Source organism: Micromonospora sp. NPDC000121 (genome assembly GCF_042899165.1).
In the GTDB taxonomy this organism is placed as follows: Bacteria; Actinomycetota; Actinomycetes; order Mycobacteriales; family Micromonosporaceae; genus Micromonospora.
The window spans coordinates 351,414-367,118 of the sequence record NZ_JBIAZP010000002.1 but is presented as its reverse complement, the minus strand read 5'-3'; the positions used below and the strand labels follow the sequence as shown (position 1 = coordinate 367,118).

At 73.1% G+C, this 15,705-nt stretch carries 15 protein-coding genes; 8 read left to right on the top strand and 7 right to left on the bottom strand.

What is annotated here, in order from left to right:
* Nucleotides 1-34: 34 nt before the first annotated feature.
* Both ACFY23_RS07760 and ACFY23_RS07755 read right to left on the bottom strand, forming a co-directional pair.
* Nucleotides 35-250 (bottom strand): hypothetical protein, encoded by a 216-nt coding sequence (locus tag ACFY23_RS07760; RefSeq protein ID WP_350686138.1) that lies wholly within the window; start codon nt 248-250, stop codon nt 35-37.
* A 172-nt stretch (nt 251-422) separates the two neighbouring features.
* Nucleotides 423-2,039, bottom strand: a complete 1,617-nt coding sequence (locus tag ACFY23_RS07755) for an NYN domain-containing protein (RefSeq protein ID WP_350686137.1) — start codon at nt 2,037-2,039, stop codon at nt 423-425.
* Nucleotides 2,040-2,166: 127 nt separating this feature from the next.
* Between ACFY23_RS07755 and ACFY23_RS07750 the strand changes: the two genes are divergently transcribed.
* The 5 genes from ACFY23_RS07750 to ACFY23_RS07730 all read left to right on the top strand — a co-directional run bounded on the left by ACFY23_RS07750 (nt 2,167) and on the right by ACFY23_RS07730 (nt 7,696).
* Nucleotides 2,167-3,921 (top strand): DEDD exonuclease domain-containing protein, encoded by a 1,755-nt coding sequence (locus ACFY23_RS07750; RefSeq protein ID WP_350686136.1) that lies wholly within the window; start codon nt 2,167-2,169, stop codon nt 3,919-3,921.
* Between the two features lie 130 nt (nt 3,922-4,051).
* Nucleotides 4,052-5,842, top strand: coding sequence for an HD domain-containing protein (locus ACFY23_RS07745; protein ID WP_350686135.1), 1,791 nt, complete (start codon nt 4,052-4,054; stop codon nt 5,840-5,842).
* A gap of 55 nt (nt 5,843-5,897) precedes the next feature.
* Nucleotides 5,898-6,440, top strand: a complete 543-nt coding sequence (locus tag ACFY23_RS07740; RefSeq protein WP_350686134.1) for an NUDIX domain-containing protein — start codon at nt 5,898-5,900, stop codon at nt 6,438-6,440.
* A gap of 83 nt (nt 6,441-6,523) precedes the next feature.
* Nucleotides 6,524-7,372 (top strand): sugar phosphate nucleotidyltransferase, encoded by an 849-nt coding sequence (locus ACFY23_RS07735; protein WP_350686143.1) that lies wholly within the window; start codon nt 6,524-6,526, stop codon nt 7,370-7,372.
* Nucleotides 7,373-7,408: 36 nt separating this feature from the next.
* Nucleotides 7,409-7,696 carry an Lrp/AsnC ligand binding domain-containing protein gene (locus tag ACFY23_RS07730; RefSeq protein ID WP_350686133.1) on the top strand — a complete coding sequence of 96 codons (288 nt, stop codon included), beginning with the start codon at nt 7,409-7,411 and terminating at the stop codon, nt 7,694-7,696.
* Nucleotides 7,697-7,778: 82 nt separating this feature from the next.
* Here ACFY23_RS07730 and ACFY23_RS07725 read toward each other — a convergent pair whose 3' ends face one another.
* The 5 genes from ACFY23_RS07725 to ACFY23_RS07705 all read right to left on the bottom strand — a co-directional run bounded on the left by ACFY23_RS07725 (nt 7,779) and on the right by ACFY23_RS07705 (nt 12,918).
* A complete protein-coding gene (locus ACFY23_RS07725) occupies nt 7,779-8,456 on the bottom strand; it encodes a DUF4142 domain-containing protein (RefSeq protein WP_350819060.1) in 678 nt (225 codons plus the stop codon).
* Nucleotides 8,457-8,634: 178 nt separating this feature from the next.
* Nucleotides 8,635-10,260 (bottom strand): cytochrome bc complex cytochrome b subunit, encoded by a 1,626-nt coding sequence (locus ACFY23_RS07720; RefSeq protein WP_350682084.1) that lies wholly within the window; start codon nt 10,258-10,260, stop codon nt 8,635-8,637.
* Entirely contained in the window at nt 10,257-11,345 is a 1,089-nt protein-coding gene (locus tag ACFY23_RS07715) for a Rieske 2Fe-2S domain-containing protein (RefSeq protein WP_350682086.1), read from the bottom strand. Before ACFY23_RS07715 ends, ACFY23_RS07720 begins: the two co-directional genes overlap by 4 nt.
* A 67-nt stretch (nt 11,346-11,412) precedes the next feature.
* Nucleotides 11,413-12,246, bottom strand: a complete 834-nt coding sequence (locus ACFY23_RS07710) for a cytochrome c (RefSeq protein ID WP_350682088.1) — start codon at nt 12,244-12,246, stop codon at nt 11,413-11,415.
* Nucleotides 12,247-12,318: 72 nt separating this feature from the next.
* Nucleotides 12,319-12,918: a heme-copper oxidase subunit III gene (locus ACFY23_RS07705; protein ID WP_350682090.1), complete on the bottom strand. Its 600-nt coding sequence runs from the start codon at nt 12,916-12,918 to the stop codon at nt 12,319-12,321.
* Nucleotides 12,919-13,026: 108 nt separating this feature from the next.
* Between ACFY23_RS07705 and ACFY23_RS07700 the strand changes: the two genes are divergently transcribed.
* From ACFY23_RS07700 to trpD, 3 genes are all read left to right on the top strand, one after another.
* Entirely contained in the window at nt 13,027-13,971 is a 945-nt protein-coding gene (locus ACFY23_RS07700) for a cytochrome c oxidase assembly protein (protein ID WP_350682092.1), read from the top strand.
* Nucleotides 13,972-14,147: 176 nt separating this feature from the next.
* A complete protein-coding gene (locus tag ACFY23_RS07695) occupies nt 14,148-14,543 on the top strand; it encodes a hypothetical protein (RefSeq protein ID WP_350682093.1) in 396 nt (131 codons plus the stop codon).
* An 86-nt stretch (nt 14,544-14,629) separates the two neighbouring features.
* The gene (gene trpD, locus ACFY23_RS07690; protein WP_350682095.1) at nt 14,630-15,676 is read left to right on the top strand and encodes an anthranilate phosphoribosyltransferase; all 1,047 of its coding nucleotides are present in this window, start codon (nt 14,630-14,632) and stop codon (nt 15,674-15,676) included.
* Nucleotides 15,677-15,705: the final 29 nt, after the last annotated feature.

Sequence of the window (15,705 nt, the reverse complement as noted above, 5' to 3'; positions counted from 1 at the left end):
GGTCCGGGCGCAGGCGGTGACCGGTCGACCCGGGTCAGGCCACCCGGCGGCGGCCGGGCCGGGGACGGCCGGCGGGACGCCGGGGCTCGGGCAGCACCTCCACCTCGAACCCGGCGCGCGCGAACACCTCGATCGCCCGGACCTCGGCCCCGCCCAGCCCGTCGGCCGGTGACGCGTCGAACAGGGCGGTCACCAGGCAGTCGGCGCAGCCGTCGCCCCGCACACCGCACCCGTCGCAGTCGATGAGCATCTCGCCTCCCGATGCACAGCGGCGGCGGGCGGAACACCGACGTCACCGCCCGACCACCGTCGGTCATCCCGACGCTACGGGAGGGGTACGACAGAACCGGACAACCGGTCGCGGACGCCCCCGAACCCGATCAAGCAGCCGCCACCGGCCACCGGGCCGCCTGACGCGGCGATCAGGAGCGGGCCAGGCGGCGCAACAGCGAGTCGGCGCCGAGCGGATACGCGCCGTGCCGGCGTACGCCGTCGGCGACCTCCCGGTCGGAGGAGACCACCACCACCGGCCGGCCCGGCGGCTCGGCGCGGACCAGGCGCCGGATCAGCTCGTCGGCGGTCTCGCCCTTGCGGGAGAAGAGCACCCGCACCCCGCGCGGCGACGGGGGCAGCCCGTGCATCCGTTCCGCGCCGTCGAAGACCACGGTGACCTCGTCGCCGGTCTGCGCGGCGATCCCGCCCAGGCCGGTGATCAGCCGCTTGCGCTGCTGCTCCAGTGACATCTCGCCGAAGCCGCGCTTGGTGACGTTGTAGCCGTCGACGACGAGGTGGGCCCGGGGCAGCGCCAGCAACTGGTCGAGGCGGGCGGGGTCGTCGGTGTCCCGGGCACGGGTGGCGGCGCCGGCCGCCGGGGAGGCGGTCTGGTCGGCGAAGGCGTCGGCGACGAAGTCGGCGGGCAGCTTGTCGACCGGGTCCAGCGCCAGCTCGCGGCGCAGCCCGACGGCCGCCTGCCCGATGGTCTCCAGCAGCAGCCACAGCCGGGCGTCGTCCACCGACCGGGCCTCCTTGGCGCTGGCCCGGGCAACCCCGGCCGCCGCCTCCGCCTCGGCCAGCCGGGCCCGGACCCGGCGCAGCTCGGCGTCGGCGTCCGCCGCCGCCCGGGCGGCCCGGCCCCGCTCGGTGGCCAGCAGCTCGTTGGCCTTGCGCTCGCGGGCCTGCGTCTCGCGCAGCGACCGGCCCAGCTGCCGGCTCTCCTCGCGCAACTGCCCGAGTTCCTCGCGCACCCGGGCCAGCTCGTCGCGGAGCTTCTCGGCCTCCACCCGGGCCACCGCCCGGTCGTGCTCGGCGCGGGTGGCCCGCTGCTCGGCCTCCCGGACCAGCTCGGCGACGACCGCGCTGTCGGCCTCCGCGCGCACCGCCGCGCCGCTGGCCTCGATCAGCTCCCGCCACCCCCGGGGCCGGGCCAGGTAGGCCAGCGCGGCCACCTCGACCGGGTCGGCGGCGGCGGGCGCGGTGCCCTCGAGCACCGCCGCACCCAGGTCGCCGGTGTCGGCGAGCACCCGGGCGGTGATCCGCTGCCGGAACAGCGGATCACCGGTGAGCTGGGCGGCGATCGCCGGCGCGCCGAGCCGGGCCCGACGGTTGGGGGCGAACTTGGCGACCCGGCGCAGCGGCACCGGCACCTCGTCGGCGGGCAGCCCGGGCAGCACGGCGGCGGTGAGCGCCACGATCCGCTGGCGGACCGGCTCGGGCAGCACCGGTTCCGGCTCGGGCGCGGACCCGTCGTCCGCCGACCCCTCGAACGCGCTTCCCTCGGACGCGGACCCGTCGTCCGCCGGCCCGTCGGGCACGGTCCCCTCACGCGGGGACCCGTCGTCCGCCGGCCCGTCCGCGACGGACCCTTCGGCCGCCTCGCGACCGGCCCCACCAGCGGCGGGCTCAACAGCGGCGGCCTCGGACCCGGGCTCGAGCGCCGCGGGCAGACCGCCCTCGTCGGGGCCGACCCCACCGGCGGCGCGCGCAGCGTCGACCGACTCCTCCAGCGGGAGGCGGTCGTCGTGCGGCTCGGTGAGGGGCATGTGGCAAGTCTCCCACCGCGACCGGGCCCACCGCCCGGTGAGTGAGCCGATCTCTCATCCTAGACCGGTGGTGACGCCTGGTGCCGGTGGGACGGGAGTGTCGGACCGGGACGCTAGCGTGCCGCCGATGGCACAGACGGAGTACGTCCAGGAGCCGCTGGCCGGCTTCGACCCCGGCGCGGGCGGGGTCGACCCCGCACTGCCGCTCTACGCGACGACGTTCGTGGTGGTCGACCTGGAGACCACCGGCGGCGCGCCGGACGGCGGCGGGATCACCGAGATCGGCGCGGTGAAGGTGCGCGGCGGCGAGGAGCTGGGCGTGCTGGCCACCCTGGTCAACCCGGGCGTGCCCATCCCGCCGTTCATCACGGTGCTCACCGGCATCACCCAGGCCATGCTGGTCCCGGCCCCGCCGATCGAGCAGGTGCTGCCGAGCTTCCTGGAGTTCGTCTCCGACGCCGTGCTGGTCGCCCACAACGCCCCCTACGACGTCGGCTTCCTCAAGGCCGCGTGCGCGAAGCACGGCTACCGCTGGCCCAACCCCCGGGTGCTCGACACCGCCGCGCTGGCCCGCCGGGTGCTGACCCGCGACGAGGTGCCCAACCGCAAGCTCGGCACGCTCGCGGCGTACTTCCGCACCGCCACCCAGCCGACCCACCGGGCGCTCGACGACGCCAAGGCCACCGTCGACGTGCTGCACGGGCTGATCGCCCGGCTCGGCGGGCACCGGGTCGACACGATCGGTGACGCCATCGAGTTCGCCCGGGCGGTCACCCCGACCCAGCGGCGCAAGCGGCACCTGGCGGAGGGGCTGCCCAAGGCGCCGGGGGTCTACATCTTCCGGGCCGCCGACGACCGGCCGCTCTACGTCGGCACCTCCGGCGACATCGCCACCCGGGTGCGCAGCTACTTCACCGCCGCCGAGAAGCGGGCCCGGATCTCCGAGATGCTCGCCGCGGCCGAGCGGGTGGAGGCGGTCGAGTGCGCCCACTCGCTGGAGGCGGAGGTCCGCGAGCTGCGGCTGATCGGGGCGCACGCGCCGCCGTACAACCGGCGGTCGAAGTTCCCGGAGCGGGCTGTCTGGCTGAAGCTGACCGACGGCCCCTACCCCCGGCTCTCGGTGGTGCGGGCCCTCTCCCCTGGCGACACGGGCTACCTCGGCCCGTTCAGCTCCCGCCGGGCGGCGGAGCTGGCCGCCGCCGGCTTCCACGACGCCGTGCCGCTGCGGCAGTGCACCCACCGGCTCTCGCTGCGCACGGTCACGCCGGCCTGCGCGCTGGCCGAGCTGGGTCGCTGCCCGGCGCCCTGCGAGCACCGGATCACCCCGGAGGAGTACGACGTCCGCGCCGTCTCGCCGTTCCGCACCGCGACCGCCAGCGACCCGCAGCCGGTGGTCGACGCGCTGCTGGCCCGGATCGAGGTGCTCTCCCGCGACCAGCGCTACGAGGAGGCGGCGGTGGTGCGTTCGCGGCTGGCCGCGGTGCTGCGGGCGACGGTGCGGATGCAGCGGCTGGCCGCGCTGACCGGGATCGCCGAGCTGGCCGCGGCCCGCCCGGCCGCCCGGGGCGGCTGGGAGTTGGCCCTCGTGCGGCACGGCCGGCTGGCCGGGGCGGGGGTGTCGCCGCCCGGCGTCCACCCTCGACCGACGATCGCTGCGATCCGGGCGACCGCCGAGACGGTGCCGCCCGGCCACGGCCCGGTCCCGCGCGCCTCGGCGGAGGAGACCGAACGCATCCTGTCCTGGTTGGAACGGCCCGAGACCCGGCTGGTCGAGATGTCCTCCGGATGGGCGTCCCCGGTGGCGGGCGCGGCGCGTTTCCGCGACCTGTTGAGCAAGGCCGAGAACGCCGCGTCCCACCAACTCTCGACCGAACGCTCATGACCAACTGACCGATCGGACTACGTCGACTCGCTTAGGCTGTTAGAGAAGTGCAGTCCTGCCCGTTTCGTGGGCCTGCTCCCGGTTGCCGGGGTCTCGGCAACCGTGGGGCCGGGGTGAGGAGGTGTCCCACGTGGACGTCGACGCCGGACGCGGCGCCGCCCTGGGGGGCGCCCTTCCGACCCAACCGGGCGAGCTGCCGCTGGCCCGCCGGCTCCGGTCGCTGCTGAGCTGGCCGACCGCCGACACCGACCCGGTCAGCCACCTCGTCCGGACCCATCGGACGATCCACCCCGGCACCGAGCCCTCCATGCTGCGTCGGGCCTACACCATCGCGGAGAGCATGCACCGCGGGCAGTTCCGCAAGAGCGGCGAGCCCTACATCACCCACCCGCTGGCGGTGGCCCAGATCTGCGCCGAGATCGGCATGGACGCCACCACCCTAGTCGCCGCGCTGCTGCATGACACGGTGGAGGACACCCGCTACACGCTCCAGGCGCTCGCGGAGGACTTCGGGCGGGAGGTGGCGCACCTGGTCGACGGGGTGACCAAGTTCGACAAGGCGTTCTACGGCAAGGCCGCCGAGGCCGAGACGATCCGCAAGATGATCATCGCGGCCGGCAAGGACGTCCGGGTCCTGATCATCAAGCTGGCCGACCGGCTGCACAACATGCGCACCCTGGGCGTCCGGTCCGCCGCGTCCCGGGAGCGGATCGCCCGCAAGACGCAGGAGGTGCTGGTCCCGCTCTGCGACCGGCTGGGCATCCAACTGCTCAAGCGGGAACTCGACGACGTGGTGCTGCTGCACCTGGAGCCGGAGGAGCACGCCCGCATCGCCCGGCACGTGCACGACCGGCCGGGCTGGGACGCGTACCTCGACGAGGTGGTCGCCCGGGCGAAGGCGGCGCTGCGCCGCAACCGCGTGGACGCCGAGGTGACCCCGCGTCCCCGGCACCTCTACTCGATCTGGAAGGACACCGTGGCCGGCGGCCACACCGCCCCCTACGACCTGCCCCGCATCGCGATCGTGGTGGACGGCCCGGCCACCGACTGCTACGCGGCGCTGGGCGCGGTGCACGGCCTGTGGCGGCCGGTCCCCGGCCGGTTCAAGGACTTCATCGCCTCCCCCAAGAACAACCTCTACCGTTCCCTGCACACCAGCGTCTGCGGGCCGAAGGACCGCACCGTGGAGGTGCTGATCCGCACCGAGGAGATGCACCGCTCGGCCGAGTACGGCGTCGCCGCCGACTTCCGCTTCCCGCGCCCGGGCGGCGGCACGGCCGCCTGCGCGGAGCAGCTCGACTGGCTGCGCCGGGTGCTCGACTGGGAGCAGGACGCGGCCGACCCGGCACAGTTCCTCGAGTCGCTGCGCTGCGACCTCGCGGAGACCCAGATCCAGGTCTTCGCCGACGGGCGGCAGGTGGTGCTGCCGGCCGGGGCGACCCCGGTCGACCTGGCGTACGAGCTGGGCACCGAGCGCGGCGACCACTGCCTGGCGGCGCGGATCAACGGCCGGCTGGCCCCGCTCTCCTCCGCGCTGGAGGAGGGCGACGTGGTCGAGATCTTCACCGAGACCGACGCGGCGAACGGCTTCGACGCCGACGTCGCCCCCCGCGGCCCGCGCCGGGAGTGGCTCGGCTTCGTCAAGTCGCCGCACGCGCAGATGCAGATCAGCCGGTGGTTCGCCGAGCACACCGAGCCGGGCATCTCCATCATCGACAAGGTTCGCCTCGGCCGGGCCACCATCGGGCTGGCGCTGCGCAAGCACGACCGCGGGCTGGCCAGCGATCTGCCGCTGCTGCGGTTGTCGGAGGAGCTGGGCTACCCCGACCTGGAGACGCTGCTGGTCGCGGTCTTCGACCGGGTCATCGAGCCGGACACGGTCGTACGCCAGCTCATCGACCTGGTGGACCACCGGCAGTGACCGCCCGCCGGGACCGGGTCGTCCGAACGTTCCTCGGGGCCACTAGCCTGGACTCATGATCCCCCGCTCGCGCGCCACCGGCCGGGCCGTCGCCTACCAGGTCTTCTACCGGCTGCCGTTGCCGGTGCGGCGCCGCCTGGTCCGGCTGGCCGTGCCGAAGTACATCGTCGGCGCGGTCACCCTCGTCCGCGACGCCGAGGCCGAGGGGGCGGGCCGGCTGCTGCTGCTGCGCCAGCCGCCCGGCAGGGGCTGGGGGCTGCCCGCCGGCCTGTTGCAGAAGGGCGAGGCGCCGGTGGTGGGGGCCGCCCGGGAGCTGTACGAGGAGTCCGGCATCCGGCTCTCCCCCCGCCAGCTGAGCCCCGCCGTCCCCAACGCGATCGTGCACGCCAAGGGCTGGGTGGACGTGGTGTTCACCGCCGAGGTACCGGCGTCGACCACCGAGCTGAAGGTCGACGGCGCCGAGGTCTTCGAGGCCGCCTGGCACCCGCTGGACGACCTGCCCAAGCTGACCTGGCCGACCGCCCGGCTGCTCGCGTACTACGACATCGGGCCGCTGGCCGGCCAGTTCCCGCCCCCGGTGCCCGACACGCGGCCGTGAACGCCGACCGGGCCGACCACCGCGCGGCCACCGCCGAGCCGGTCGACGTCGTCGCCACCGCCGTCCCGGCCGACGTCTGCGCGGTGGTGCTCGCCGCCGGTGAGGGCACCCGGCTGCGGCCGCTGACCGAGCGGCTGCCGAAGGCCCTCTGCCCCGTGGGCAACGTGCCGCTGCTGGACCGGGCGCTGCACCGGCTGGCCGGGCTCGGCCTGACCGGGCCGGACCGGGTCGCGGTCAACGCCTGCTACCTCGGCGCGCAGGTCGTCGCGCACGTCGGGGATCGCACCCACCTCTCGGTCGAGCCGGGCGCGCCGCTGGGCACCGCCGGCGGGGTGGCGAACCTGCGGGACTGGATCGCCGGGCGCGGGGTGCTGGTCGGCAACGCCGACGCCTACCTCGCCGACCCCGCGCGGCCCCCCGGGCCGGACATCGCCGCGCTGCTGCGCGACTGGGACGGCGACTCTGTACGCCTGCTCGGCCAGCCCGCGGCCGACCCGGCGGCGCCGGGCACCTTCGACGGCCACGTGTTCACCGGCTTCTCGCTGCTGCCGTGGCGGCTGGTGCGGGATCTGCCGGTCGAGTTCGGCGACCTGGTCCGGGCGGTCTGGCGCCCGGCCGAGGCGGCCGGCCGGCTGACCGTCGTGCCCTACCCCGGCACGTTCTACGACACCGGCACCCCGGCCGACTACCTGGCCGCGAACCTGCACGCGGCCGGGGGCGGCAACCTGGTGGCGCCCACAGCCACGGTGACCGGCCGCTGCCGGGCGGCGGTGGTCGGCGCCGGCGCGGTCGTGCACGGCGACGTGGAGCGTGCCGTCGTCTGGCCGGGCGCCACCGTCCGACCCGGTGAGCGCCTACGCGACGCGATCCGCGCGGGCGCCACCCTCACCGTCCCGGCCACACCCCCGTCCCGGGATCCGACGAGCATCTAGCATGGGCGACGACGCCGACGAACGGAGAAATGTCCCGTGATCACCGCGATCGTGCTGATCGACTGCGCCACCGACTCCATCCCCGAGGTGGCCGAATCCCTGGCCGCCCTGCCCGGCGTCAGCGAGGTGTATTCGGTGGCCGGCCACGTCGACCTGATCGCCATGGTCCGGGTCCGGGAGTTCGACCAGATCGCCCAGGTGATCGCCGGCAGCATCTCCAAGGTGCCTGGGGTGCTGAACACCGAGTCGCACATCGCCTTCCGGGCGTACTCCCAGCACGACCTGGAGGAGGCGTTCGCGATCGGGCTCGCGAACGCCGACTGACCCCGGACGCCGGCCGGGTCCGGCGCGGACGCGCGACGGCCGGTCCACCCGCGGGTGGACCGGCCGTCGTCGTACGGCGACGTCAGCTCTGCGTCGGAGCCGGCGACTCGGTGGTGGTGCCGCCCGGAGCCGGCGACTCGGTCGTGCCGCCCGGAGCCGGGGTCTCGGTGGTGCCGCCCGGAGCCGGCGTCGTGCCGCCCGGGCTCGGCGTGGCGGTGCCGCTGGCCTGCGGAACCGGGATGCCCAGCTGCTCGGCGAGCTGGACCAGCGCGTCGTAGTGCGCCTGCAGGGTCGGCAGGGCGGTCTGGGCCAGCTGGACCACCGTCTGGTCGGAGCCCTGCGAGATCTCCGTCTGGGTGGCCTGGATGGCCTGGACGTGGCCGGACAGCTCGCTGGTCACCCAGAGCCGGTCGAACTCCTCGCCGCTGGCGTTGTTCAGCTGGTCGATGACGGACTGCTGGTCCGCGGTGGGCTCGTCCGGCAACTGCACCCCGAGCTGGGAAGCGGTCTGCTGCACCGTCTCGTCGAGCTGCGTGTGGTCCGTCTTGAACCGGGCACCCAGGTCCTTGACCCCCTGGTTCTGGCCCTTCTCCTGGGCCAGGTCACCCACGGTGATCTCGAACAGGTTCACCTGATGGATGGCCTGCAGGTACTGGGTGTCCTGCTGCGACGGCTGCACCGCGGCCTGCGCCGCCGCTGCCGGCGCGATTCCCACCAGCACCAGCGCGGCCAGCAGGCCGAGGCGTTTGATACCCAACATGCTTCCTCCCCCATGAGACGTTGGACCGCACGGATACCCGGCTGACCGGGGTTATTCCTGCGATCCCCGCCCCGGGGGGCGAGGGATGACACGCCACGCGTGGACCCGCCGGAGGGGCGGAAACGGACGTGGCGCCCACCGGAGGACTCCGGTGGGCGCCACGTCGGGTGTCGCGAGGTCAGCGACGGCTCTCGCCGCTGCCGATCTGCTCCCGGTCGGGCCGCGGCTCGACCGGCGGGTGGCCCGGCGAGACCGGCGCCTCGGCCGGCTTCTCGATCGGGTAGAAGAAGCCCCGGATGGCCGGGCCGAGGGCCCCGAGCCGGTTCATCTTCTTCGGGACGACCCAGCCGGCGTACTCGAGCGCGCCGTGGCCGTCGTGGTCCGCCGCGCTGAGCGGCTGGTGCACCTCTTCGAACCGGCCGTCGGGCAGTCGCCGGATGATGCCGGTCTCGACGCCGTGGGCGAGCACCTCACGGTCGTGCTGCTGCAGACCGAGGCAGATCCGGTAGGTGATGTAGTACGCCAGCGGCGGCGCCACCAGCAGGCCGATCCGGCCGGCCCAGGTCATCGCGTTCAGGCTGATCTGGAACTTGTCGGCGATGACGTCGTTGGCGCCGGACAGGGTCAGCACGACGAAGAACGCGAGGGCCATGGCGCCCACCGCGGTGCGCGCCGGCACGTCCCGGGGCCGCTGGAGCAGGTTGTGGCTGCGGGTGTCCTTGAGGCGCCGGGCCTCCAGGAACGGGTAGAGCGTGGAGAGCCCCACCAGGATGCCCGGCAGCACCACCGTCGGCCAGAACAGCGGCGGGATCACGTACCCGTCGCCGATCGGGATGTTGATCTCCCAGGCCGGCATCAGGCGGGTCGAGCCGTCGAGGAACATGACGTACCAGTCGGGCTGGCTGGCGGCCGAGACCACCCACGCCTCGTACGGGCCGAACAGCCAGATCGGGTTGATCTGGAACAGACCGCCCATCAGCGCGATCACGCCGAAGACGACCATGAAGAAGCCGCCCTGCTTGATCGCGTAGCGGGGGAACATCCGCTCGCCGACCACGTTGCCGTTGGTCCGGCCGGGGCCGGGCCACTGGGTGTGCTTCTGCTTGAAGACCAGGCCCAGGTGGACGCTGATCAGCGCGAGCAGCAGACCCGGGATGAGCAGCACGTGGGCGATGTAGAACCGGCTGATGATGATGGTGCCGGGGAACTCGCCGCCGAAGATCGACGAGGTGACCCAGGAGCCGATCACCGGGATGGACAGCATGATCGCCGAGGCGATCCGCAGGCCGGTGCCGGAGAGACCGTCGTCCGGCAGCGAGTAGCCGGTGAAGCCGGCCAGGAAGCCGACCCAGAACAGCAGCGAGCCGATGATCCAGTTCGTCTCACGCGGCTTGCGGAACGCGCCGGTGAAGAAGACCCGGAGCATGTGCACCACGATCGCGGCCATGAACAGCAGCGCCGACCAGTGGTGCATCTGCCGCATGATCAGGCCGCCGCGGACGTCGAACGAGATGTCCAGGCTGGAGGCGTACGCGGCCGACATCGGCGTGCCCCGCAGCGGGGCGTAGCTGCCGTTGTAGACCACCTCGGTCATCGCCGGCTCGAAGAAGAAGGTCAGGAAGACACCGGTCAGCAGCAGGACGATGAACGAGAAGAGCGCGATCTCGCCGAGCAGGAAGGACCAGTGGTCCGGGAAGACCTTGTTCAGCAGCCGGCGCAGCGGCGTGGCCACCTGGAAGCGGTCGTCCACTCCCCGGGCGGTGTTCGCCGGCACAGCTGCCATGTCAAACTTGCGCCGCTTCACGGCCGCTCCCAGAAGTCGGGCCCGACGGTCTCGGTGTAGTCGGACTTGGCCACGAAGTAGCCCTCGGAGTCCACCTCGATCGGCAACTGCGGCAGTCGCCGGCTGGCCGGACCGAAGATGGGCCGGGCGTTGTCGGTGATCAGGAACTGCGACTGGTGGCACGGGCAGAGCAGACGGTTGGTCTGCTGCTCGTACAGGCTCGCCGGGCAGCCGGCGTGCGTGCAGATCTTCGAGTAGGCGGCGTAGTTGCCCCACATGTAGTCGCCGTGCCCGACCCGCTCGTTGGCCCGGCGCGACTCCTGCGCGTCGCTGTCCCGCAGGTGGATCAGCAGGGTCGGCGAGTCGGCGTGCAGGTTGCTGACGCCGTGGTCGATGCCGGGGAAGACCGTGATCTGGCCGCCGGCGCTGATGTCCGCCGGGCGGACCGGACGGCCGTCCTCGCGGACCAGCCGGACCTTGCCGCCGCCCTCGGTCGGGGCGAACCCGGTGGTGAACATCTGGTTGTTCTTGTGCGGCTGCGAGATCAGGCCACCGACCAGGGGCGCGGCGGCCACCGCGCCGACCGGCGCGAGACCGGCCAGCAGCGAGATGCCGAGCAGCGGCCGGCGCTTCACGCCCAGCTCGTCGGCCATGTAGAGCATGGTCTGGCCGGTGATGATCCGGTCGTCCTCGCTGACGGCGCCCTCGTGCCGGTCCTGGATCGAGACCTCCTTGGGCAGCAGCTTCTTGCCCCAGGTCAGGATGCCGAAGCCGACGCCGAGCAGGGCCACGCCGAGGGTGACGCCGAGCAGCGGGGTGTACCACTTGTCGCCGCCGCGGCCGGGAGCGTACTCCCACGGCCACCAGATGTAGACCACCAGGAAGGCGGTCGCCGCCAGCCCGGTCAGCAGGAAGAACGACGCGACCGTGCGGGTCAGCCGGCGCTCGGCCTTGCTGCCCGGGGCGACCTGCGGCTCGTAGTGGACGATCTCGATGTCGTCCCGGCGCGCGCCCTCACGGACGATGTCGAACTGGCTGAGCCCGGGGGTCCTCACGTCGAGCGGTTCCCGGCCCTGCTGGGCCTGGTGCTCGGTGTGCGTGGTCATGCCGTCACCTCGCTACGGGCGGTGCCGGACCCCGGCACCACAGCACTGAATCGGATGATCCGCCCGGTCACGACTTCCCCGCGATCCACAGGCTCGCGAAGACGAGCGCGACGATGCCGACCAGGAAGATCGCCAGACCCTCGGTGGACGGCCCGTACCGACCGAGGTTGAAACCGCCCGGGTCCTGGTCGTGCTTCAGGGTCTCCTGGATGTAGGCGATGATGTCCGCCTTCTGCTCCGGGGAGATCTGGTTGTCGCCGAAGACCGGCATGTTCTGCGGGCCGCTCAGCATCGCGGCGTAGATCTGCCGGTCGCTGGCCGGCTGGAGGCTCGGGGCGTACTTGCCGGAGGACAGGGCGCCGCCGCCACCGCCGAAGGCGTGGCACTGCGAGCAGTTGATCCGGAACAGCTCACCGCCGGCGGCGATGTTGCCGTCCTCGTGGAGGTTCTCACCGTCGGGCAGGACGGGACCGCCGCCGAGCTCCTGGACGTACTGCGCGAGCTGGCGGATCTCCTCGTCGGTGAACAGCTCCGGCTTGCGCTGCGCCTGGGCCTCCTGGCGGGCCATCGGCATCCGGCCGGAGCTGACCTGGAACTCGACCGAGGCCGCGCCGACGCCGATCAGGCTCGGCCCGCGGCCCTCGACGCCCTGGGCGTTGCGACCGTGACAGGTCACACAGCTCACGTCGAACAGCGCCTTGCCCTCCGCGGCGGCGCCGGTGAGCGGGGCGTCCTGCGCCTGCACGCCGGGGGCGAAGACGGTGTAGGCGCCGCCGGCCAGCATCAGCGCGGCGAACAGCCGGACCGCGGCACCCAGCCGGCGGCGGCCCCTGCTGCGCGCCGCGGGCCGCTCGCGCAGCCGCGCGAGCAGACCGCGTCGGCGGTCGTTGTCAGAAGTCATGACCTGTGTCCTTAACCGGTTGGACCTTGTCTCAGGGGACGGAGCAGCGGCGCGATTCGTGACGCGCCAAGATCACTGAAGCCAGTAGATCATGGCGTAGAGCCCGATCCACACGACGTCGACGAAGTGCCAGTAGTAGGACACGACGATCGCCGACGTTGCCTGCGCCGGCGTGAACCGGCCCATGGTCGTGCGGATCATGAAGATGATGAAGGCGATCAGACCGCCGGTCACGTGCAGACCGTGGAACCCGGTGGTCAGGTAGAACATCGACCCGTAACCGTCCGAGTTGATCTTGATGCCCTCGTGCACCAGCTCGCGGTACTCGTTGACCTGACCGAGCACGAAGATCAGGCCCATCACGAAGGTGATCGTGAACCAGCGCCGCAGGGCGTGGACGTCACCCTTCTCGGCGGCGAACACACCGAGCTGGCAGGTCACCGACGACAACACCAGGATCACCGTGAAGGTGGTCGCGTACGGGATGTTGAGGTGCGCGGTGTGCTCCGCCCACTGCTCCGGCGCTGCCGCGCGGATGGAGAAGTACATCGCGAACAGCGCCGCGAAGAACATGAGTTCGCTGGAGAGCCACACGATCGTCCCGACGCTGACCATGTTGGGTCGGGTCAGGGAGTGGATCCGGCTCTTGTCAATGGCTGGGGCCGCAGTCACGCGGTCATTATTGCCCTTGACCGGGGCCGGCGATCAGCGGGGTGGCAAACCCGTGGCATCGGCAGCCCGATCGGGGTCGTCCGGTTCGCCTGACCTAGGCTGAAAAGCGTGCTGCACGTCGATCCGATCTCCACCGCAACCTCGGCCGCCGCGCCGACGGTGGCCGCGGCCACCCCGCCGCCGTTCACCGTTACCTCCGTGTTCACCGAGACCCGGCTGGACAGCTGGCTGGCCGTCGGCCTGGTGCTGGCCGCCGGCATCTACCTCTACGGCGTGCACCGGCTGCGGCTCCGGGGCGACCGGTGGCCGGTGGCCCGGACGGTGTTCTTCCTCGGCCCCGGCCTCGGCGGGATCGCGGCGGTCACCGTCAGCGGCCTGCACGCGTACGACACGGCACTGCTGTCGGTGCACATGGTCCAGCACATGGTGCTCTCCATGATCTCGCCGATCTTCCTCGCGCTGGGCGCGCCGGTGACGCTGGCCCTGCGCACCCTGCCGCTGCGGCCGCGCAAGCGACTGCTGGCGATCGTGCACAGCCGGGTCGCGCGGATCTACAGCTACCCGCTGGTGGCGTTCGCCATCTTCGTGGTCAACCCGTTCGCGCTCTACTTCACCGACCTGTACCGCTACACGCTCGAACACGTGTGGGCGCACGAGGTCGTGCACGCGCACTTCATCTTGACCGGCTGCGTGTTCTTCTGGCCGCTGCTCGGCCTCGACCCGCTGCCGGGGCGCTGGCCGTACCCGGGCCGGGCGCTGCTGATGCTGCTCTCCGTGCCGTTCCACACGGTGCTCGGGCTCACCATCATGCAGAGCAGCACGCTCTTCGGCGGCGACTGGTACCCGTCGCTCGGCCTGACCTGGTCCGACCCCTGGGAGGACCAGGTGGTCGCCGGCGGCATCCTCTGGGCCGGCGGCGAGTTCGTCAGCGTCACGATGCTGGCCGTGCTGGTCGTGCAGTGGATGCGCCACGCCGAGCGGGAGGCCCGTCGGATCGACCGCGACCTGGACCGCCAGGAGGCCCGCCAGCGGGCCGCGGAGTCGCCCGCCTGACCTGCGCCCCGGCAGCGCCGACGGGCGGACGTCGCGCACCTCACACCGACCGGTAGGATCATCCGGGCAGCTACGAGGTGGGAGCCAGTCCAGCCAATGAGTGAGCGCAGCGAACGAATCATCAAGCGCAGTGCAATGGTGCCTCATGACGGCACGGAGCGAAGCGGAGTGCCGGCATGAGCGATCGTCTTTGCACCGTCCTGCTCTACAGCGACGACCCGCAGGTCCGTGACCGGATGCGGCTCGCCGTCGGCACGCGCCCCGCGCCCGGCCTGCGGATCGAGTTCGTCGACGCGTCCACCTACGCGGAGTGCGTCCGGCTCGTCGACGACTACGAGATCGACCTGCTGCTGCTCGACGGCGAGGCGACCCCGGGCGGCGGCATCGGCATCGCCCGGCAGATCAAGGACGACCGGGACGACGCTCCCCCGACCTGCGTGGTGATCGCCCGCGCCGCCGACCGATGGCTCGCGGCCTACGCCGAGGTCGACGCCACCCTGGTGCACCCGCTCGACCCGGTGACCACCGGCACCACGGTGGCCGAGCTGCTGCGGACGCACGCCCCCGCCTGACGTCCCCGCTCCGGCCCCGTCTCGGCGCCGGACCCACCCGGCGCCGGTTCCATCCCACCCGCACTCGTACGCTCGGGAGGCCCGCCATGGGCGATCGGACCTGGCCGCACCTGCTCGCCGCGCTGCTGCGCGGGGAGGAGCTCTCCACCGCCGACACGGCCTGGGCTATGGGCGAGATCATGTCCGGCGCTGCCGCCCCGGCGCAGATAGCGGGCTTCGCCGTCGCGCTGCGCGCCAAGGGTGAGACCTCGGCCGAGCTGGCCGGCCTGGTGGAGGCGATGCTCGGCCGGGCGGTCCCGGTCGAGCTGCCCGAGGCGCTGCGGGACACGGCCCTCGACGTGGTCGGCACCGGCGGTGATCTCGCGCACACGGTCAACATCTCTACCATGGCCTCGCTGGTGGTGGCCGGCGCCGGGGTCCGGGTGGTCAAGCACGGCAACCGGGCGGCGTCCTCCTCCTGCGGCACCGCGGACGTGCTGGAGTTCCTCGGCGTCCCGCTGGACCTGGGGCCGGAGGGGGTGGCCCGGTGCGTCGCGGAGGCCGGCATCGGCTTCTGCTTCGCGGCCCGCTACCACCCCGGCATGCGCCACGCCGGCCCGGTACGCCGAGAGATGGGCGTGCCCACCTTCTTCAACTTCCTCGGCCCGCTGACCAACCCGGCCCGGCCACGGGCCGCCGCGGTCGGCTGCTTCGACCTCCGGATGGCCCCGGTGATGGCGGGCGTCTTCGCCGCCCGGGGCGACTCGGCGCTGGTGATGCGCGGTGAGGACGGGCTGGACGAGTTCACCACGGCCGCGCCGACCCGCGTCTGGGCCATCCAGGCAGGCACCGTCAGGGAGGCGCTGCTGGACGCGGCCGACCTCGGGGTGCCCAGGGCCACCCTGGCCGACCTGCGGGGCGGAGACGCCGCGTACAACGCCGGCGTGGTGCGCCGGCTGCTGGCCGGCGAGACCGGCCCGGTACGCGACGCCGTCCTGGTCAACGCGGCGGCGGCGCTGGCCACCCAGGCTCCCCTCGACGGCGACCTCACCGAGGCGCTGCGCGCCGGGATGGACCGGGCCGCCGAGTCCGTCGACTCCGGGGCCGCCGCCCGCGTCCTGGACCGCTGGATCGAGGTCGCCCGCGCCGACTGACCACGCGCGGCCGCCCCCGCCGCGCCGGG

What these genes read in the sequence shown, in the direction of transcription:
- ACFY23_RS07760 (WP_350686138.1), bottom strand. Translation starts at nt 250, where the DNA reads ATGCTCATCGACTGCGACGGGTGCGGTGTGCGGGGCGACGGCTGCGCC.
- ACFY23_RS07755 (WP_350686137.1), bottom strand. Translation starts at nt 2,039, where the DNA reads ATGCCCCTCACCGAGCCGCACGACGACCGCCTCCCGCTGGAGGAGTCG.
- ACFY23_RS07750 (WP_350686136.1), top strand. Translation starts at nt 2,167, where the DNA reads ATGGCACAGACGGAGTACGTCCAGGAGCCGCTGGCCGGCTTCGACCCC.
- ACFY23_RS07740 (WP_350686134.1), top strand. Translation starts at nt 5,898, where the DNA reads ATGATCCCCCGCTCGCGCGCCACCGGCCGGGCCGTCGCCTACCAGGTC.
- ACFY23_RS07725 (WP_350819060.1), bottom strand. Translation starts at nt 8,456, where the DNA reads ATGTTGGGTATCAAACGCCTCGGCCTGCTGGCCGCGCTGGTGCTGGTG.
- ACFY23_RS07715 (WP_350682086.1), bottom strand. Translation starts at nt 11,345, where the DNA reads ATGACCACGCACACCGAGCACCAGGCCCAGCAGGGCCGGGAACCGCTC.
- ACFY23_RS07710 (WP_350682088.1), bottom strand. Translation starts at nt 12,246, where the DNA reads ATGACTTCTGACAACGACCGCCGACGCGGTCTGCTCGCGCGGCTGCGC.
- ACFY23_RS07695 (WP_350682093.1), top strand. Translation starts at nt 14,148, where the DNA reads ATGAGCGATCGTCTTTGCACCGTCCTGCTCTACAGCGACGACCCGCAG.
- trpD (WP_350682095.1), top strand. Translation starts at nt 14,630, where the DNA reads ATGGGCGATCGGACCTGGCCGCACCTGCTCGCCGCGCTGCTGCGCGGG.